This window comes from Streptomyces sp. NPDC088923, assembly GCF_044749745.1.
In the GTDB taxonomy this organism is placed as follows: Bacteria; Actinomycetota; Actinomycetes; order Streptomycetales; family Streptomycetaceae; genus Streptomyces.
In genome coordinates, this window is sequence record NZ_JBIVIO010000001.1 from 334,504 (window position 1) to 353,760 (window position 19,257).

The 19,257-nt window shown below is 70.1% G+C and carries 16 protein-coding genes and 1 tRNA gene; 11 read left to right on the top strand and 6 right to left on the bottom strand.

Annotated features, from left to right (window positions below):
* Positions 1-149: 149 nt before the first annotated feature.
* Both ACIP4O_RS01655 and ACIP4O_RS01660 read right to left on the bottom strand, forming a co-directional pair.
* The gene (locus tag ACIP4O_RS01655) at positions 150-956 is read right to left on the bottom strand and encodes a DUF2637 domain-containing protein (protein ID WP_401570243.1); all 807 of its coding nucleotides are present in this window, start codon (positions 954-956) and stop codon (positions 150-152) included.
* A gap of 194 nt (positions 957-1,150) precedes the next feature.
* Complete coding sequence (locus tag ACIP4O_RS01660; protein WP_401573764.1) at positions 1,151-2,434, bottom strand: DUF3631 domain-containing protein; 1,284 nt, start codon at positions 2,432-2,434, stop codon at positions 1,151-1,153.
* Positions 2,435-2,737: 303 nt separating this feature from the next.
* On the opposite strand from ACIP4O_RS01660, the gene ACIP4O_RS01665 reads away from it, so the two are divergent.
* The 4 genes from ACIP4O_RS01665 to ACIP4O_RS01680 all read left to right on the top strand — a co-directional run bounded on the left by ACIP4O_RS01665 (position 2,738) and on the right by ACIP4O_RS01680 (position 5,986).
* On the top strand, positions 2,738-3,223 hold the full coding sequence (locus ACIP4O_RS01665) for a helix-turn-helix transcriptional regulator (RefSeq protein WP_010263895.1): 486 nt from the start codon (positions 2,738-2,740) through the stop codon (positions 3,221-3,223).
* Positions 3,224-3,402: 179 nt separating this feature from the next.
* On the top strand, positions 3,403-3,621 hold the full coding sequence (locus tag ACIP4O_RS01670; RefSeq protein WP_093816328.1) for an excisionase family DNA-binding protein: 219 nt from the start codon (positions 3,403-3,405) through the stop codon (positions 3,619-3,621).
* The gene (locus tag ACIP4O_RS01675; RefSeq protein ID WP_401570246.1) at positions 3,621-4,778 is read left to right on the top strand and encodes a tyrosine-type recombinase/integrase; all 1,158 of its coding nucleotides are present in this window, start codon (positions 3,621-3,623) and stop codon (positions 4,776-4,778) included. The genes ACIP4O_RS01670 and ACIP4O_RS01675 overlap by 1 nt, the downstream gene beginning before the upstream one ends.
* A 359-nt stretch (positions 4,779-5,137) precedes the next feature.
* Entirely contained in the window at positions 5,138-5,986 is an 849-nt protein-coding gene (locus ACIP4O_RS01680; protein ID WP_401570248.1) for a hypothetical protein, read from the top strand.
* A 261-nt stretch (positions 5,987-6,247) separates the two neighbouring features.
* On the opposite strand, the gene ACIP4O_RS01685 is transcribed toward ACIP4O_RS01680, so the two are convergent.
* A tRNA-Gly gene (locus ACIP4O_RS01685) sits at positions 6,248-6,321 on the bottom strand.
* Positions 6,322-6,705: 384 nt separating this feature from the next.
* Between ACIP4O_RS01685 and dcd the strand changes: the two genes are divergently transcribed.
* Positions 6,706-7,281 (top strand): dCTP deaminase, encoded by a 576-nt coding sequence (gene dcd / locus ACIP4O_RS01690; protein WP_164291230.1) that lies wholly within the window; start codon positions 6,706-6,708, stop codon positions 7,279-7,281.
* A gap of 5 nt (positions 7,282-7,286) precedes the next feature.
* On the top strand, positions 7,287-7,796 hold the full coding sequence (locus tag ACIP4O_RS01695) for a phosphoribosyltransferase (protein ID WP_401570251.1): 510 nt from the start codon (positions 7,287-7,289) through the stop codon (positions 7,794-7,796).
* Positions 7,797-7,900: 104 nt separating this feature from the next.
* Here the strand turns inward: ACIP4O_RS01695 and ACIP4O_RS01700 are convergent, their stop codons facing one another.
* Positions 7,901-8,941: a YIP1 family protein gene (locus tag ACIP4O_RS01700; protein WP_401570253.1), complete on the bottom strand. Its 1,041-nt coding sequence runs from the start codon at positions 8,939-8,941 to the stop codon at positions 7,901-7,903.
* Positions 8,942-9,155: 214 nt separating this feature from the next.
* On the opposite strand from ACIP4O_RS01700, the gene ACIP4O_RS01705 reads away from it, so the two are divergent.
* Complete coding sequence (locus ACIP4O_RS01705; protein ID WP_401570255.1) at positions 9,156-10,349, top strand: hypothetical protein; 1,194 nt, start codon at positions 9,156-9,158, stop codon at positions 10,347-10,349.
* 125 nt (positions 10,350-10,474) lie between these two features.
* Here ACIP4O_RS01705 and ACIP4O_RS01710 read toward each other — a convergent pair whose 3' ends face one another.
* Both ACIP4O_RS01710 and ACIP4O_RS01715 read right to left on the bottom strand, forming a co-directional pair.
* Positions 10,475-11,935, bottom strand: a complete 1,461-nt coding sequence (locus tag ACIP4O_RS01710; RefSeq protein WP_401570258.1) for an FG-GAP-like repeat-containing protein — start codon at positions 11,933-11,935, stop codon at positions 10,475-10,477.
* 216 nt (positions 11,936-12,151) lie between these two features.
* Positions 12,152-14,452, bottom strand: coding sequence for a (Fe-S)-binding protein (locus tag ACIP4O_RS01715; RefSeq protein ID WP_401570260.1), 2,301 nt, complete (start codon positions 14,450-14,452; stop codon positions 12,152-12,154).
* A 306-nt stretch (positions 14,453-14,758) separates the two neighbouring features.
* Here ACIP4O_RS01715 and dnaK point away from each other — a divergent pair, with 306 nt between their 5' ends.
* The 4 genes from dnaK (at position 14,759) to ACIP4O_RS01735 (ending at position 19,105) form a co-directional block, all read left to right on the top strand.
* Entirely contained in the window at positions 14,759-16,606 is a 1,848-nt protein-coding gene (gene dnaK / locus ACIP4O_RS01720) for a molecular chaperone DnaK (protein WP_361326677.1), read from the top strand.
* Positions 16,603-17,283 (top strand): nucleotide exchange factor GrpE, encoded by a 681-nt coding sequence (gene grpE, locus ACIP4O_RS01725; protein WP_361326680.1) that lies wholly within the window; start codon positions 16,603-16,605, stop codon positions 17,281-17,283. Before dnaK ends, grpE begins: the two co-directional genes overlap by 4 nt.
* Positions 17,284-17,432: 149 nt before the next feature.
* A complete protein-coding gene (dnaJ, locus tag ACIP4O_RS01730; RefSeq protein WP_401570264.1) occupies positions 17,433-18,641 on the top strand; it encodes a molecular chaperone DnaJ in 1,209 nt (402 codons plus the stop codon).
* A 2-nt stretch (positions 18,642-18,643) separates the two neighbouring features.
* Positions 18,644-19,105, top strand: coding sequence for a heat shock protein transcriptional repressor HspR (locus ACIP4O_RS01735; protein ID WP_361326810.1), 462 nt, complete (start codon positions 18,644-18,646; stop codon positions 19,103-19,105).
* The last annotated feature ends 152 nt before the right edge of the window (positions 19,106-19,257 follow it).

Sequence of the window (19,257 nt, forward strand, 5' to 3'; positions counted from 1 at the left end):
GTGTCTGTGGTGGGCAAGCTTTTCCTGGCGGGTACGGAGGGCTGCTGAGAGCTGTGCTCGGGCACGAGGACTCCTTCATGAAGCGGAACGAGGAGCCCGGCCTCCCTCGCTCGGAGTGAAGGAGGCCGAGGATGGTGCGGGCCTGCGGATCAGTGCGTACCGGCGCCGACGGCGGCGTCGCGCTCGCTTTGCAGCAGGTCCTTGACCTCGTCCAGGCGGCTGCGGGAGATGCCGAATCCCTGCGCGCGTATGGCCTGTTCGACGTTGCGGCGGGAGACGCGGTCACCGCGTCCGAGGGGAGCGGTGCGCCCGATGGCGACGGCCTCTTCGAGCGGGAGGATCGGCAGGTGGCCCGCGCTGGAGCGAGCGGGGAGCGCCTGCGGCTTGGCGCGGGACTCCGGCTCGGTCGCGTCGCTTGTGGCGGGGGTCGGCGCGCTGATTGTGCGGGGCGCCGACGTGTGGCCCTCCTCGTTGTGGCGGTTGTCCGCGACGTGGCGGCGGCCCATGAGGAGGTAGAGGTGGACGGCTCCGGCCAGGGCGAGCGGGGGGATGGCGGAGATCGTTCCCACGGTGATGTCGCCGAGGGCGAGTCCGGTGTGGCGGGTCTGCTGGTTGAGGCGGATGGCGTGGAGGACGTTGGCCCAGATGCTGGTGGCGGTGGCGAGGCCGACGAGGGACCAGATGTAGAGGCGGCTGGGGAGCGGGGTGGCGCGCAGCACGAGGAGCGCGCCGATGCCGATGGCGATGAAGCCGTCGATGACGAGGGGGAAGGCGTAGGTGAGCGCGGGGTGGATCTGGCTGGCGGCGGCCATCTGGCGCAGCGTGTCGTAGGAGAGCGCGAAGGCGGCGAGGGCCAGTAGCGCGACGCCGGTCCGGACGGCTGCGGTCAGTGCGACAGGCTCGGCGGTCGGAGGCGGTGCGACCGGCTCGGCGGGCGGGGCGGGAGGGGTGGGCAAGGGGTGCTCCAGGCGGGGTACGGCTGTGGGCCGGTCGGTGCCGGCGAAGAAGGTGGGGGACCCGTCGCGACCCGTCGCGTGCCTGTTCAGGGCAGGTACGGGTGCGGGCGCGGCATCGGGTCGACTCGTCACCGCGCCGCGACCCGTCACCGCGCTGACCTGCGGGGCGACGAGTCGTGACGGGTCGTGTCGGGTCAGGTCCCGGCCGGTGCTCCGGTAGCGGCCGCTGCTTCGGCCCCGGCCGCTGCTTCGGCCCCGACCGCTGCTTCGGTCCCGATCGATGCTTCGGCGCCGATCGGTGCTCCGGGTGCGGGCTCGGGGCAGTACCGCGCCCAGGAGTCGGCGAAGTCCAGGCGGGCGTAGCCCCGGGCCTGGACGTTGCCGTGGAAGCGGCGTACCGCGGAGCTGATGCCGTACTCCTTGAGGAGGATCTGGAGACCCCGGGGAGTCAGACCGTTGACGGTGTACTCGGGCCAGGGCGTCTCAGCGTCCTGGTTGAGGATGTCGAGGAGGCGGCTGGTGCGGAGCGCGGGCGGGTTGCCCTCGGTGGTGAAGGCGTGCCGGATGTCGGCGAGGAGGCGGATGCCGAGGCTGCCGTTGTCCTGCTCGTTCGCGGCCTCGCGCTCGGTCATCACCTGGCAGGCGGTGCGCGCCAGGTCGGGCCACGGTCCGCCCGCCAGGTCGGCGACGGCGACGAGGGGCTGCCAGGTGTCGGCAGCGCGATCCTGTACGGGCATGGCGGGGGTCATCTCCATCGCCTTGGCGTGGAGCGGGTCCAGCCAGTGGGCGAGCTGGTCGCGTACGGCGTGCAGGGCCGGGGTGTCGCGGAAGGTGCGGAACTCCGCGACCTTCTCGCCCGGCCTGCGGCGGCGCATACGGATGACGACCGACCTGTCCATGATCGTGTCGGGCAGATCGCCGATCCCGGCCAGGGCGGCCATGGCGAAGGTGGGGTGCTTCGTGACCTCGTGGTTGGGGCCCGAGACGCGCAGGGTGGGGCGGTTGCGCTGGTGTCCCGCGTTGAGCAGGCCGCGCAGTTCCTCGTTCTTCTCGGCGACCTTCGAGGAGCCGAAGAGGGTGTCCGCCTCGTCAACGAGGAGCGTGGGCGGGTCCTCGGTGATGGACCGGTAGATCGCGGCTGCCGAGGCGTTGACCGTGATCAAGGGGTCGTGGACGCTCTCGGTGATCACGTCCAGCAGCCGCGACTTCCCGCAGCGCTTGGCGGGTCCGACGACGGCCAGGCGGGGCGCGTGCTGCCACGCCTTCTGGAGGTGCGTGGCGGCCACCCACAGGGTCACCGCCGTGAAGGTCTCCTCGCCCGGCAGCACGACGTACCGGCGCAGATGCTCACGGATTTCTTCCAGGGCGCGCTGCCCCTCGGTGACCTGCGGGGAGGCGGGCCGACCGGGTATCGCGACCGGCGGCCAAGCGGGGTCTGCGGGCGGCTGGGATGGCGCGTTCGGGGCGGGATCGTCCATACTCGACATGAAGCTCCTCTGCTTGCGGGCCACTGGGACGGCAATCCCGGCCTCGCGAGTCGTCGTTCAGGGATGGGCGGCTTGAGGTTTGCGCTGTGAGCCCCTCGGTGTTGCGTCACCGGGGGGCTTTCTGCATTTCGTACGCACCCGACGGGTGCCCCACCAGACCGCAAGGGTCCCGTGGGAGTACGACTGTACCACCACCTCTGCCGTACGCATAGCACTTTGCCTACGGCAGAACCGATGCTAGGGTTGTGCCACGTCGCAAAGGTGCGGTGAGACGTACCGCTGGAAGGAGGGGCGATGCCGGACGACGAGGACACGTCAGCGGGGGTGATCCTCAGTGGCGAGGAGAACGCCGCCGTGCGCGTCAAGCTCGAACGAGAGAAGCGGGGCTGGAGCACGACCACGGTCTCCGACCTGCTGAACGAGGCCGGCTTCGACATGAACCCGTCCGCCGTGTGGCGCATCGAGAACCGCAAGCGCCGCATCAACCTCGACGAGGCCATCGGCTTCGCCGAGGTCTTCGGCGTCCCGCTCACCAACTTCGTGGGACCGCCCCGCCTCGCGACCATGGGCCGCGCCATGGAACTGATCGACGGCGTCGTCGCCGCCTACAGAGCCTCGCACCGCGCCAACCACGAGGCCCGCGAGGCCCGAGACCGCCTCGACGCCTACCTGGCCGACCACCCGGACATCCGCGAAGAGGCGGACGTGATGGTGTCCAACGCCATCGCCACCGAGATGACAAAGATCAACGAAGAGTACGGGCCCGACTCGGAAACGTAGCCGCCCGTACCTCGCGCCTCGTGAGCCGCAAACCCTCACGACGGACGCACCACCCGACCCATCCCAGAACGACCCGGCCGCAGCGGAGTTGCCGCTCCGCTCCTCGGCCAGAACCGGAGCCCCCCTTGCCCCACCAGGCGATACCGCACGCCTCCGCCCAGCCCCCTCGACGGGAGGAGGTGAACACCCACGACCCGCTCCTCACGGTGGACCAGGCCGCCGAACGCCTCGGCACCGGCGTCCGCTTCATCCGCCGACTCATCCAGGAACGCCGAATCCGCTACGTGAAGCTCGGCAAGCCGGTACGCATCCCGGAAAGCGCCCTGACTGCCTACGTCGCCGAGCACACCGTGCCCACTGCCCGTGACGAGCGTGCGCGCTACCGGAAGGCCGCCTGATGGCCGCCCGCAAGCCGCAGCGGCGGCGCGAGTTCGGCACCGTACGTCAACTGCCCTCCGGACGCTGGCAGGCCCGCTACTGGGCCCCCGACGGCAGTCGGCGTACCGCCCCGAAGACCTTCGAAACGCGCACCGACGCCCAGACCTGGCTCACGCTCACCCAGGCCGACATCGAGCGCAAGCACTGGGTCGACCCCGAGGCGGGCGCCGTCGACTTCGCCACGTACGCGACCCGGTGGATCAAGGAGCGCGGTCTCTCGGCGACCACCGAGGAGCTCTACCGCAGGCTCCTGCGACTCCACCTGCTGCCCACCTTCGCCACCACGAACCTGGACGCCATCACTCCGCCCGCCGTACGCACCTGGCGAGCCGAGCGGCTGGAGGCGACCGGCGCTACGACCGTCGCCAAGTCGTACCGTCTCCTCAAGGCCATCCTGGAAACCGCCGCCGACGACGAGCTGATCCGCCGCAACCCCTGCCGCATCAAGGGCGGCGGCAGCGAGCGGGCCAAGGAGCGACCCACGGCGTCCGTCGCGGAGGTCGACGCGCTCGCCGACGCCATGGGGCCGAGGTGGCGGCTGATGGTGTACTTCGGCGCCTACGGTCCCATGCGGCCGGAGGAGCAGGCGGCTCTGCGCCGGACCGACGTCACGCTCGACCCGCTCGCGGTCAGGATCAGCGAGGCCGCGCCGGAGCTGACCACGGGACGCCGGGTCGAGGGCGACACGAAGTCGGCCGCCGGACGGCGCACCGTCTTCCTTCCCGCCTTCCTGCACACCGAGGTGAAGCGCCACCTCGACTGGTACGCGGAGAAGGAGCCGGACGGCCTCCTCTTCGTCGGCGAGCGCAAGGCCCCGTTCCGTCGCTCCACCTTCGGCCGCAAGTGGCGCAAGGCCCGCGCCCAGGCCGGGCTCCCGGAGAGCTTCCGCTTCTACGACCTCCGCCACACGGGCCACACCCTGTCGACCCAGTCCGGCGCCACCCTCAAGGACACGATGGTCCGCGCCGGCCAGTCCTCGGAGAAGGCGGCGCTGATCTACCAGCACTCGGACGGGGAACGGCAGCGGGAGGTGGCGGACGGCATCAATGATCTGGTCCGTGCCCAACGGATCAAGGTAGCGGAGGTCGTTGGGGCGCAGAGCGCGCACGAGGCGTAGCAAGCAGACCGGCTCGGGGCTGTCCGAACACAGCCCCGAGCTCGGTACGTTTCGGAGTCCGGCCGACGTGCCGCCTCCGCAGTGGCGGACGCGGATACCCTCCCGAATAGCCATCCTCGGTCTTGCTGTCAGACGTTGCATCTACGCTGCCTCTCACCGAGGACACAGGGGGAACGGTGAGTGGTGCAGGATTGCCGCAGCGACGGCATCCAGTACAGGGAGTGCACAATCGGCAGGTTGAGAAGCATGTGGGGCGAGCGGAAAGGGCTGCGGCTGATCTGAGTGTCGCTTTCGATGCGCACAGTGTCCGTAAGGCACTCGCATTTCGATGGACCCCCTATCTGCTGAGACTGCGACGAGTGCTGATCTTCTTCGCGGTGCTGTGCGTTACGGCCGTTGTTACCTACCGCCCGGCTTGCCGACCCGGCGGGATCCTCGACGTTGGTCCTGCGTCTTGCGGGTCCTACTCTGCTTACGTTCTCGGACCCGGGGGCGACCCGCGGGCGACTGTGGTCTTCGTCTGCGTCTCGCTGGTCCTCATTTTCGTGTGGTCGATATGGCGCGCGGAGCACATCGCGCGCTGCTACGAGCCGCTCTACCCGCTCCTCAGCTTGCTCTCGGCCAGTGGGGATTTGGTCGGTATGGCTGAAAGCCACTACACGGACGCAGTCAAACTCCGCAAGAAGGTCGGAAGAGTGGGTCTCCCTCTGCGGGAGGTCGCCGGAGATGCTGCATCTGCGTTCGGGGTTAGCCGGGCAATCCGAAAGGAACTCGTGGGCCACGTACGGCTGGTGGAGACGACGTTTACGCAGGCGGCGGACGAACTTCTACGGGATCGCGAGGGCGCGGCGCGGAAGCTTGGTCTGCTTGCCGCGACTGCCGCGAGCCGCATCGCCGCCGATCGCTTTCAGGAAATCCTCCCGGAGGCGTTGCTCCCGAGCGAGGAATCTGAAGAGGGCTCTTTGGCACCTGACCGAGTGGACGGCCTCCGTTTGGCGAAGGCGTGCACGTGGTCGGTACTCTGCGTAACGCTCTTCTCGCTGCTCCTCGCGGGGCTAGGCGTGCCGGCGGAGCTGATGGTGCCATTGGCGATACTGGCCTTCCCTGTGGCCGTTTACGTGCTTTTGGCGGCGCGGCATGGGCTCAACGAGGCATCACGTCTGACGCGAAGCATCAGCACGTTCTTCTCCTCTGCACCTCCGCTCTGACGCTGGCTGCTCATGCAGGGCTGTGCGAACCGCCGCCCATGTCGAGTGGAGAGTTCCCGCTTGACCGCCCGAACGGTGACCCAGATCACAAGAGTTGCGTCTCGTAGGCCGAGATGCCCGGATCGGTGTTCCCTGGAGTGGGCCGCGAACGGCTCGCCAAGCAGCGCCTCAATGGCGACTTGGGGCACGTGGTGGGCACGGAGCCCTCTGGGTGGTCTAGACAACAAATAAGGCCCTGGTCTCCGACCAGGGCCTTTCTCGTGGAGCGGGTGACGAGAATCGAACTCGCGCTCTGAGCTTGGGAAGCTCATGTTCTACCATTAAACTACACCCGCGTAGAAATACCTCCGCAGCTTACCAGACGGTGGGAGTCCGGTGGTGGCGGGGTGTTTCGTTGGGGGAACTCTACCGTATGGGGGCGGGGGGTTGGGTGTGGGGGGAGGTGGGGTGGGGCGTAATGTGGCGTTCGTCCTGGCTCGTCGGCTTGTGGAAGGGGCCTGTTGGTTGATGGGGGACACTGTCGTGCGATGTGCTGAGGGGCATGTGTTTGCCACGGCCTCGTTTCCGATGCGGCGGCTCGGGGCCGCGCGGATCGGGCCCGGGCGGTTGGTGCGGTGCCCGAGGTGTGCGCGGTTGAGGTACGCGGTTCCGGTGGAGGCCGGGGCCCGCTGAGCGGGGTGGGGCCCGTCCCGGCGCGGGGCGGGCCGTACCCTTGACGCGTGCTTCTCTCAGACAAGGACATCCGGGCCGAGATCGATGCCGGTCGGGTGCGGATCGATCCGTTCGACGAATCGATGATCCAGCCCTCCAGTGTCGATGTGCGTCTCGACCGGTATTTCCGGGTGTTCGAGAACCATCGGTACCCCCATATCGATCCAGCCGTCGAGCAGGTGGATCTCACGCGACAGGTCTCGCCCGAGGGCGATGAGCCGTTCATCCTGCACCCGGGGGAATTCGTGCTCGCCTCGACGTACGAGGTCATCACGCTGCCCGACAATCTCGCCTCCCGTCTTGAGGGAAAGAGCTCGCTCGGCCGGCTCGGGCTTGTCACGCATTCCACGGCCGGTTTCATCGACCCCGGTTTCTCCGGGCACGTCACTCTTGAGCTGTCGAATCTGGCGACCCTTCCGATCAAGCTCTGGCCCGGCATGAAGATCGGGCAGTTGTGCCTGTTCCAGCTGAGTTCGCCCGCCGAATTCCCCTACGGCTCGGAGCGATACGGCTCGCGTTACCAGGACCAGCGCGGGCCCACCGCCTCCCGGTCCTACCTGAACTTCCACCGGACCGAGGTGTGAGCCCCTTGAGCCCCGAGACCAGCGCCCCGCGCGAAGAGCTTTCGTACGAGGACTTCGGCGGCGCCGTCCGCGCGCTCGCGCAGACCATCGCCGACGACGGCTACGAGCCCGACATCGTGCTCTCCATCGCCCGCGGCGGCGTCTTCGTCGCCGGTGGTCTCGCCTATGCCCTCGACGTCAAGAACATCAATCTCGTCAACGTCGAGTTCTATACCGGTGTGGGAACGACGCTCGAAATGCCCGTCATGCTCGCGCCCGTTCCCAATGCCATCGACTTCAGCAATAAGAAGGTGCTTATCGCTGATGACGTCGCCGATACCGGAAAGACGCTGAAGCTCGTTCACGACTTCTGTGTCGAGCATGTCGCCGAGGTGCGCAGCGCCGTCATCTACGAGAAGTCGCACTCCCTCGTCAAGTGCGAGTACGTGTGGAAGCGCACGGACGACTGGATCAATTTCCCCTGGAGCGTTCAGCCGCCCGTCGTGCGGCGCGACGAGCAGGTGCTCGACGCCTGACCGGATGACGTCCTCGACGCCTGACCGGGGTGACGGAAGACGAAAGGGCCCGCCGGGATCGTCCGGCGGGCCCTTTTCCGTACGCGTGTGGGAATGCGCTCGTGTCAGAACGTCCCGAGCTTGATCAGGGACAGCAGCGCCGCCAGCTGGATCGCGCTCGCGCCCAGGGCGCGGGGCCAGGCGAGGTCGTGGGAGCGGCTCACCATCGAGGTGAAGAGGAAGCCCGCGGCGATCCACGTGATCCAGCCGACGATCCGCACGAACGAGGCGTCGCCGCCCGCGAACATCGCGATGATCAGGCGTGGCGCGTCCGTCAGCGTCATGATCAGCATCGACAGGCCCACCGTGGGCTGCCAGGAGCCGTCGCCGCCGAGCTGGCGGGCCAGGGTGTGGGTGACGACGCCGAGGACGAAGGCGCTCAGCGTGATCATGACGGCCGCGGTGAGCACGTACGGGACCGCCGTGCTCAGCGTCGCGTGGATGACGTCGTCGCGGGCCTCGTCGAAGCCGAAGATCGCGAGCAGCCCGTAGATCAGTGTGACGACGAGCGCCGGGCCCCAGACCGCGTAGTCGCGCATCCGCTGGAAGGTCTGGTTCGGGCGCAGGACGATGCCGCTGAGCAGGTCCTGCCAGCGCAGCCGGGGGCCCGAGGGGGCGGGGGGCGCGTTGTGGCCGTACGGGTCCTCGCCGATCGCGAACGCCTGGGTGTGGCCGGGATTGTCGTGCGGGGCCGGGGAGGGGTAGGGGGCCTGCGCGGAGGGGCCCGGGTAGCCGTAGCCGCCGTCCTGGTGCCGCGGGGGGCGGTTCTGCGGGTAGCCGTAGCCGCCGCCGCGCGCGTGCGGGTGCTGCTGGGCCTGCGGGGGGCCGCCGAAGTACTCCGGCTCGCCCGGGCCCGAGGGCCTGCCCTGGGGCGTCGGCCAGCCGTTGCCGCGCGGCGCCTCCGGCCAGCCGCCGTTGCCGCCGCCCTGCTGCGGGCGCGGCCCCGGGCGCGGGGCACCGCCCTGCGGGGGGCGCGGAGCACCGCCGTACGGCTGCTGCCGCTGCCCCGGCGCGGGGTACTGACCCTGCGGGCGCCTGCCCCCAGGGTTCTGCTGCTGCCCACTCGTGCGGTTGTCCCGGCCGCGTCCGATCCTGAATCCAGCCACGACCCGAACGTACCCGCATATCCGGGCCGGTACGGGGCGCTCCCGCCGGGGCGGGGGCTTTGCGGCCGAGCTGTGACATCTCCGGGCGGCGTGTCGCCGGACGCGGCGGGACCCTTGCGCCACTCACGTACCGCCTTGTATGTTCGAACGTTCTGCCGAGGGCAGACCCGCGCGCCCCACCTCGCGGCCTTGTTCGCGTTCCTGGGGGGAACGAATGCGTCATCGCTCCACGGCCTTGTCGGCCGCGCTCGGGGGGATCTCCCTCGTCGCGGCGCTCAGTGGGACGGTCGCTGTGCTGGTGGAGGACGTCACGCGGGTCGGCTCGGACGAGGACGGACCGATGTGGACCGCGCTCGTCCTGTTCGGCCTCGCCGTCGTCGGCTGCGCGGGGTGGCTGCTCGCGGTGCGGGCCGCGCCGGGGGTCGAACGGTTGCCGGACGGTCCGGTACGGGCGGGGGTTCCGCGGCGGGTCGCGCCGATCCGCCGTAACTGGCCCCGTACCGGGCAGGTTCTGCTGTTCCTGCTCGCGCCGTACGTCCTCGTGCGCACCGCCGCGCCCTCGCCGGGCAGCGCTCTCGGCGAGCTGCCGGGCTTCCTGCTGCTCATCGGCACGATCGCCGCGCTGGCCCGGCTGCCGCTCCTGCTGGGCGGTCAGCTGCCGCCCCCGCTGCGCGGCTTCCGCAGGCGCGTGGCCGCCGGGGGACCCGTGCTCGCGATGCGGGCGCGGCTCGGCCGGCCGATCAGGGTCGACGTCCGTACGGCCTCGTCGACCGGGAGCGGGGACATCGTCACGAGCGTCGCCTACGGGCTCGCCTTCACGCCCGAGGGCGCGCGGGAGGTGGTGTCCCCCGAGGAGGAGGGCTTCTTCGGGGTCGAGGCGGTGGACGAGCGCAAGCTGTACCGGCTCACGATCGGGGAGCGGCACCTCTCGCACTCGGTCGCCCAGCTCGCGGGTCACCAGGGCTGGTTCTGCGTGCCGCGCGAGTGGCGGGCCTACACCGGGGCGCGCGGCGAACGGCCCCTGGTCCCGGTCTTCTTCGCGAGCGACTCGGGGCACGTGGTGTGGGCGGTGATCGACCCCGTCCTCGTCGAACGCGCGCTTTCGGACGGGTACTTGGCGCCGCACGAGACGGACATGTCGCTGCGCGCCGCCCCGGTGCGGCGGCCCTCCCTCTACCTCGCGCGGGCGCATGACCGGGTGCTCGTGCTCGGTCTCGGCGTCGTCCTCGCGACCGTGCCCGCGATGACCGGGCTCGTCCCGACGTGGGGGACGGTGCTGGGCGGGCTCGCCGGGCTCGCGCTCCTCGGCCGGGCCGCGTACGTGGCGATCACGGCCCCGTACCGCTTCCAGGTGCAGGACGAACGGCTCTGGAAGCGCTTCGAGTTCACCGATCCCGCGCTGCGCTGACCCGCGCGCCGTAACGGACGTCCCCCGGGGCCGCGACGGCCGCCGGGGGAGCGGGGGATGCCGGGCGTCAGGGCATCCGGGGGGATGCCCTGACGCCCGGCATGCCGGGGAGCGGGGTCCTGGGCTCAGTCGGCCATGTTGTGGCCGAAGACCGGCGTGCCCGCGGTGGAGATGCCCACCGTGGAGACGTACACGCCCGCGCTGCCCTTGAAGCTCTTGCCGTTGGACTGGGTCAGCAGCGGGTAGACCGCGCCGTTGCCGTTCTCCCACGGCGCGGCGACGACCAGGTCGCCCTTCTTGTCGCCGTTGAGGTCGTCGATGTGGACCTCGGAGCCGAAGCCGTCGTCCGCCTCGTCCTCGTTGGGCACGCCCGCCGTGTTCTGGCTGAGGAAGAGGGAGCCGGTGCCGGTGATCCCGGAGCCGTCCGCCTTGTTGAAGAGGACGGTCACGGCGCCGGTGCCGGTCTTGCCGCCGACCGTCTCGCCGGGGGCGCCGACGATCAGGTCGAGCTTGCCGTCGCCGTTGACGTCGCCGAGGTCGAGCTCGCTGCCGAAGTAGTCGTTCTTCTCGCCCGCCCCCGGCACGCCCGCGGTGTCCTGCGTGAAGGTCTGGATCGTCCCGGACGCGGGGCCGTTCTTGGTGCCGTGGATGATCAGCGCGGTGCCGCCCTTGTGGGCGTGGCCGATGCCGCTGTCCCATTCGAGCCCCGTGACGATGTCGGCGTAGCCGTCCTTGTCGGTGTTGCCGATGTCGGTGATGAAGCCGGCGGGGAGCTTCTGGGCGCCCTTGGTGGTGGCGCCGGAGGCGGAGCCGGGGAGCCAGTAGTTGGCGTCGAGGTCGTCGGTCTTGGCGTAGCCGTTGACGATCAGGTCCTCCCTGCCGTCGGCGTTGACGTCGCCCGAGTGCAGGTTCTTGATGCCCGCGCCCGCGCCGCTCCAGACGGCGGGGACGACGGTGTACGTGCCCGCGCCGCCGCCCTTCGTGGAGCTGAAGCCGCCGCGCAGGATGTCGATGGTGGCGGCGCCGGAGGTGGTGCCCACCGCGACGTCGTCGCGCTTGTCGCCGTTGAAGTCGCCTGCCTCCAGCGGGGCGCCGTACTTGTCGTGCTTCGTGGGGCGCGGGTCCTTGAGTGTCGTGCCGCCCTTGAGGCCGGACGTCGAGCCCCACAGGATCGCGGCGGTGCCGCCGTCCTTGTCGCTGCCGACGTCCTCGCCGGGGACGCCGACGACGAGGTCGTCGTAGCCGTCGCTGTTGAAGTCGCCGAAGGCGGTGTCGGCGCCGAAGTAGTCGTCGGCCTCGGCGCCGCCGGGGACGCCCGAGGAGTTCTGCGTGTACGTCGTGGTGCGGTTGCCGCTCCTGCCGCCGTAGAGGACGGCGACGGCGCCCGCGTTCTTGTGGCCCGAGACGGTGGCGTGCGAGGAGCTGATGGCGACGTCGGCGTAACCGTCGCCGTTGAAGTCGGCGTCGGCGCGGCCGGGGGCCTTGGCGGTGGCGGCGCCGGCCGGGCCCGCCGTGAGGGTCAGCAGTCCGCCGGTGAGGGCGACGGCGGCCGTCGCGGCGAGGGCGGTACGGAAGTGAGAGGGCATGGGCGTCTCCTGCGCGAAACGCGGGAGGCACCGTATGCCGCCCGCGGCCGTGTGGCGCTGAGGAGACCCCTGAGCTGCCCGAATGGTTGTACGAGAGGTGGGGAGGGTGTGACGGATGAGTGAAGGCGGGCGCGGGCCGGGGAGGGTCCCGCATGCGGCGAAGGGGCGCCGGGACGTCGGTCCCGGCGCCCCTCCGGGCGGTCGTCGTGCGGGCGATCAGCTGGCCGCGGGGGCCGGTTCGGGCTCCGGGGCGTCCGTGGTCGCGGTGGGGGGCTCGGGGTCGGTGGGGGTCCTGACCGAGTCCAGGAGGAGCTGGGCGACGTCCACGACCTGCACCGACTCCTTCGCCTGGCCGCCCGCGGCAGAGCCGCTGTCAGAGGCAGCCTTCTTGCCGTTGACCGAGTCGGTCAGCATGACGAGGCAGAAGGGGCAGGCCGTCGAGATGATGTCGGGGTCCAGCGAGAGGGCCTCGTCGACGCGCTCGTTGTTGACGCGCTTGCCGATGCGCTCCTCCATCCACATGCGCGCGCCGCCCGCACCGCAGCAGAAGCCGCGCTCCTTGTGGCGGTGCATCTCCTCGCTGCGGATGCCCGGGACCTTCGCGATGATCTCGCGCGGCGGCGTGTAGATCTTGTTGTGGCGGCCCAGGTAGCAGGGGTCGTGGTACGTGATGAGGCCCTCGACCGGAGTGACGGGGACGAGCCTGCCCTCGTCGACCAGGTGCTGGAGCAGCTGGGTGTGGTGGATGACCTCGTACTCGCCGCCGAGCTGCGGGTACTCGTTCGCGATCGTGTTGAAGCAGTGCGGGCAGGTCGCGATGATCTTCTTCGCGGACTTCGGCTTCTTCGTGGACTCGTCCTCGTCGTCCTCGCCGAAGGCCATGTTGAGCATCGCGACGTTCTCGGCGCCGAGCTGCTGGAAGAGGGGCTCGTTGCCGAGGCGGCGTGGCGAGTCGCCCGTGCACTTCTCGTCGCCGCCCATGATCGCGAACTTGACGCCCGCGATGTTCAGCAGCTCCGCGAACGCCTTCGTGGTCTTCTTCGCGCGGTCCTCCAGGGCGCCGGCGCAGCCGACCCAGTAGAGGTAGTCGACCTCGGTCAGGTCCTCGACGTCCTCGCCGACGACCGGGACCTCGAAGTCGACCTCCTTCGTCCACTCCAGGCGCTTCTTCTTCGCGAGGCCCCAGGGGTTGCCCTTCTTCTCCAGGTTCTTGAGCATCGTCCCGGCCTCGGAGGGGAAGGACGACTCGATCATGACCTGGTAGCGGCGCATGTCGACGATGTGGTCGATGTGCTCGATGTCCACGGGGCACTGCTCGACGCAGGCGCCGCAGGTGGTGCAGGACCACAGGACGTCGGGGTCGATGACGCCGTTCTCCTCGGCGGTGCCGATGAGGGGGCGCTCGGCCTCCGCGAGGGCCGCGGCGGGGACGTCCTTGAGCTGCTCCTCGCTCGCCTTCTCCTCGCCCTCCATGGTCTTGCCGCCGCCCGCGAGCAGGTACGGGGCCTTCGCGTGCGCGTGGTCGCGCAGGGACATGATGAGGAGCTTCGGCGAGAGGGGCTTGCCGGTGTTCCAGGCGGGGCACTGCGACTGGCAGCGGCCGCACTCGGTGCAGGTGGAGAAGTCGAGCAGGCCCTTCCAGGAGAAGTGCTCGACCTGCGAGACGCCGAAGACGTCGTCCTCGCCCGGGTCCTCCCAGTCGATGGGCTTGCCGCCGCTCGTCATGGGCTGGAGCGCGCCGAGCGAGACGGCGCCGTCCGCGTTGCGCTTGAACCAGATGTTGGGGAAGGCCAGGAAGCGGTGCCAGGCGACACCCATGTTCGTGTTGAGGCCGACGGTGATCGCCCAGATCATCGTGACGCCCAGCTTGATCATCGCCGTGAGGTAGATGAGGTTCTGGAGCGTCGAGACGTCCAGGTCGCGGAAGGCCGCGACGAGCGGGTACGAGACCCAGTAGCTCGCCTCGTAGCCGTCGACGTGGTGGATCGCGCCTTCGAGGCCGCGGAGCGTCAGGACCGCGAGGCCGATGACGAGGATGACGTACTCGACGAAGTACGCCTGGCCGAGCTTCGAGCCCGTGAAGCGGGACTTGCGCCCCGCGCGCGAGGGCAGGCTCAGCAGGCGGATGCCCATGAGGGTGAGGATGCCGAGCGTCGTGAAGAGCGCGATGAACTCGACGTAGACCTCGTACGGGGGCCAGGTGCCGATCCAGGGGAGGATCCAGTCCGCCTGGAAGAGCTGCCCGTACGCGTTGACGATCGTCAGGCCGAGGGTGAGGAAGCCGACCGCGACGAACCAGTGGGCGACACCGACGATGCCCCAGCGGTTCATCCGGGTGTGACCGACGAATTCCCTCGCGAGGGTGAGGGAACGCTGTTTCCAGCGGTCGGTACGGCGGCCGGCCGGGACCGGCTGGCCGAGCCGTACGTGCTGGACGATCTGCGCGATCGCTCGGGAGATGAGCGCCACGCCGACCACGGTCAGGAGCAGCGACACGATGATCGCGGCGAGCTGCATGGAGGGCTCCTCGAACCTGCGCGGAAGTGCGGGGTACTGGGGGTGGGTGGGCCGCGAGGCCCGGTGCGGCCCCGGGAAGGGCCGCCTTACTAAGCAGTAACTTAATGGGTTCTGTAGGGAGGGTATCGACTCTCCGTCGGCATGGGCCCCTTGTGCCGCGTGATCTGGCGCACGGCGCGGCGCGGGCATTGCGCGTAAGGGCTGAATAAGAGTTGAGTGAGCCTGGCTCAGGTCTGTTGACAGGGGGTACCGGGCTGTTGCATGGTTGAGCCAGTTCCACTCAAGTCATGATCTGGAGGACCCGAAATGGCACGTGCGGTCGGCATCGACCTGGGCACGACTAACTCCGTCGTCAGCGTTCTGGAGGGCGGCGAGCCCACCGTCATCACCAACGCCGAGGGCGCCAGGACCACGCCGTCCGTCGTCGCCTTCGCGAAGAACGGTGAGGTGCTGGTCGGCGAGGTCGCCAAGCGTCAGGCGGTCACCAACGTCGACAGGACCATCCGGTCGGTCAAGCGCCACATGGGCACCGGCTGGAAGATCAACCTGGACGGGAAGGACTTCAACCCGCAGCAGATCTCCGCCTTCGTCCTCCAGAAGCTCAAGCGCGACGCGGAGTCGTACCTCGGCGAGAAGGTGACCGACGCGGTCATCACCGTCCCGGCGTACTTCAACGACTCCGAGCGCCAGGCGACGAAGGAGGCCGGCGAGATCGCGGGCCTCAACGTGCTGCGCATCGTCAACGAGCCGACGGCCGCCGCGCTCGCCTACGGCCTCGACAAGGACGACCAGACGATCCTCGTCTTCGACCTCGGTGGCGGCACCTTCGACGTCTCGCTCCTGGAGATCGGCGACGGCGTCGTCGAGGTGAAGGCCACCAACGGCGACAACCAGCTCGGTGGTGACGACTGGGACCAGCGCGTCGTCGACTACCTGGTCAAGCAGTTCAACAACGGTCACGGCGTGGACCTGAGCAAGGACAAGATGGCGCTCCAGCGCCTGCGCGAGGCCGCCGAGAAGGCGAAGATCGAGCTGTCCTCGTCCACCGAGACCACGATCAACCTGCCCTACATCACGGCCTCCGCCGAGGGCCCGCTGCACCTGGACGAGAAGCTCACGCGCGCCCAGTTCCAGCAGCTCACCGCGGACCTCCTGGACCGGACGAAGACCCCGTTCCACAACGTGATCAAGGACGCGGGCATCGCGCTCGCCGACATCGACCACGTCGTGCTCGTCGGTGGCTCGACCCGTATGCCCGCCGTCGCCGAGCTCGTCAAGGAGCTGACCGGCGGCAAGGAGGCGAACAAGGGCGTCAACCCGGACGAGGTCGTCGCCATCGGCGCCTCGCTCCAGGCCGGTGTCCTCAAGGGCGAGGTCAAGGACGTCCTGCTCCTCGACGTCACCCCGCTGTCCCTCGGCATCGAGACCAAGGGCGGCATCATGACGAAGCTCATCGAGCGCAACACGACGATCCCGACGAAGCGCTCCGAGATCTTCACGACGGCCGAGGACAACCAGCCCTCCGTGCAGATCCAGGTGTACCAGGGCGAGCGCGAGATCGCCGCGTACAACAAGAAGCTCGGGATGTTCGAGCTGACCGGTCTGCCCCCGGCCCCGCGCTCGGTGCCGCAGATCGAGGTGTCCTTCGACATCGACGCCAACGGCATCATGCACGTCACCGCGAAGGACCTCGGTACGGGCAAGGAGCAGAAGATGACCGTCACCGGCGGCTCCTCGCTGCCGAAGGACGAGGTCGACCGGATGCGCCAGGAGGCGGAGCAGTACGCGGACGAGGACCACCGCCGCCGCGAGTCCGCCGAGGTGCGCAACCAGGGCGAGCAGCTCACGTACCAGACCGAGAAGTTCCTCAAGGACAACGAGGACAAGGTCCCCGGCGAGATCAAGACCGAGGTCGAGGAGGCCCTCACCGAGCTGAAGGAGAAGCTCAAGGGTGAGGACACCGCCGAGATCAAGACGGCCACCGAGAAGGTCGCCGCCGTCTCGCAGAAGCTCGGCCAGGCGATGTACGCCGACGCGCAGGCCACGGCCGGTGCCGAGGGTGCCGCTCCGGGTGCCGACGCCGGTGCCAAGGCCGACGACGACGTCGTCGACGCCGAGATCGTCGACGAGGACAAGAAGGACGGTGCGGCGTGAGCGAGGAGACCGCAGGGGGCTTCGACGAGAAGAACGAGCCCGCTGACGTCTCCGACGGCGCCGCCCCCGACGCCGCCGAGGAGGACCGCTCCGAGCAGGAGCGGCCCGCCCCGGGCGGGGACGCTCAGCAGGCCGGTCTGACGGCCCAGCTGGACCAGGTGCGCACCGCGCTCGGCGAGCGCACCGCGGACCTCCAGCGGCTCCAGGCCGAGTACCAGAACTACCGCCGCCGGGTCGAGCGCGACCGGGTCGCCGTGAAGGAGCTCGCGGTCGCGAACCTCCTGAGCGAGGTCCTGCCCGTGCTCGACGACATCGGCCGGGCGCGGGAGCACGAGGAGCTGACGGGCGGCTTCAAGTCGGTCGCCGACTCGCTGGAGTCCATCACCGCCAAGATGGGCCTGGAGCAGTTCGGCGAGGAGGGCGAGCCCTTCGACCCGACGATCCACGAGGCGCTCATGCACTCCTACGCCCCGGACGTCACCGAGACGACGTGCGTCGCGATCCTCCAGCCGGGGTATCGCTTCGGCGAGCGCACGATCCGCCCCGCGCGGGTCGCGGTCGCCGAGCCCCAGCCGGGCGCGGCCGCCCCCGCCAAGGAGCAGGCGGCCTCCGCCTCGGCCGAGGAGGAGAAGGCCGCTTCGGCGGACGAGGAGAAGGACGGCCCCGATAAGGGCTGAGCACAGCGGGAGTCGCCCGGCCGGACCGTATGATCCGGCCGGGCGAGCCGGTACCACCGGGTGGGCCCGGTACAACAGGAGATGGCCGGGCGGGCCGCGTGGGGCCGTGGCCCGGGGCCCGCGCCGCCACGGAAGGAGGGACGTCGGGGATGAGCACGAAGGACTTCATCGAGAAGGACTACTACAAGGTCCTCGGCGTGCCGAAGGACGCCACCGAGGCGGAGATCAAGAAGGCGTACCGCAAGCTCGCCCGCGAGAACCACCCGGACGCCAACAAGGGCAACACCACGGCGGAGGCCCGCTTCAAGGAGATCTCCGAGGCGCACGACGTCCTCGGTGACCCGAAGAAGCGCAAGGAGTACGACGAGGCGCGCGCCCTCTTCGCGGGCGGCGGCTTCCGCCCGGGCGGCGCGGGCGCCGGTGGTGCGGGCGGCAATTTCAACTTCGACCTGGGCGACCTCTTCGGGGGCGGCCCGGGCGGCAGCGGGGGCGGCGGCTTCGGCGGCGGCCTCGGCGACGTCTTCGGCGGGCTCTTCAACCGCGGCGGCGGTACGGCGGGGGCGGGGACACAGGGCGGCGCGACGCGCAACCGCGCCCGGCGAGGCCAGGACATCGAGTCCGAGGTGACACTCACCTTCACCGAGGCGGTGGACGGGGCGACGGTCCCGCTGCGCATGTCCAGCCAGGAGCCGTGCAAGGCGTGCTCGGGCACGGGCGACAAGAACGGCACCCCGCGCGTCTGCCCGACCTGCGTGGGCACGGGGCAGGTCTCGCGCGGGGGCAGCGGCGGTTTCTCGCTCACCGACCCGTGCGTGGACTGCAAGGGGCGCGGGCTCATCGCGCAGGACCCCTGCGAGGTGTGCAAGGGCAGCGGGCGCGCGAAGTCGGCGCGCTCGATCCAGGTGCGCATCCCGGCGGGCGTCCAGGACGGGCAGCGCATCCGGCTGCGCGGCAAGGGCGCCCCGGGTGAGCGCGGCGGCCCGGCCGGTGACCTCTACGTGGCGGTGCACGTCAAGGAGCACCCGGTCTTCGCCCGCAAGGGCGACAACCTCACGGTCACCGTGCCCGTGACCTTCAGCGAGGCGGCGCTCGGCGGCACGGTGCGGGTGCCGACGCTCGGCGGCCCGCCCGTCACCCTCAAACTCCCGGCGGGTACCCCCAACGGCCGGACGATGCGCGCCCGCGGCAAGGGCGCGGTCCGCAAGGACGGTACGCGCGGGGACCTCCTGGTGACCGTGGAGGTCGCGGTGCCCGCGCACCTCGACGACCGGGCCAGGGAGGCCCTGGAGTCCTACCGCGACGCGAGTGCCGGGGAGGACCCGCGGGCGGCGTTGTTCGAGGCGGCGAAGGGAGCATGACCATGGAAGGGCGAGGCAGGAACCCGTACGAGCTGACCGACGAGACACCGGTGTACGTCATTTCGGTCGCCGCTCAGCTCTCCGGGCTCCATCCCCAGACACTGCGTCAGTACGACCGGCTCGGCCTGGTCTCCCCGGACCGCGCGGCGGGCCGGGGGCGCCGCTACTCGGCCCGCGACATCCAGCTCCTGCGCCAGGTGCAGCAGTTGTCGCAGGACGAGGGCGTGAACCTGGCCGGTATCAAGCGGATCATCGAGTTGCAGACGCAGGTCAGCGCGATGGAGCAGCGCATCGCCGAGCTGAGCGCGGCGCTCGACGGGGCCGCGGCGACGATGCGGCAGCGCGAGGCGCAGGTGCACGCCTCGTACCGGCGTGACCTCGTCCCGTACCAGGAGGTGCAGCAGGCGAGCGCGCTCGTGGTGTGGCGCCCGAAGAACAAGCGGGGGCAGGGCGCGGGGGAGTGACGGGCGGCCCCGCGGGGCCTGGCCGGGCGGTGCCGTACGGGCGGGGTGAGCCTCGCGCGGGGGCGCCGCCCTCTTGCCTGCGCGGGACGCCGGCCTCGTCGGTGTGGAGGCGCCGCTCTGTCGGCATGGGGGCCCGGGTAGGTGCGGTGGTG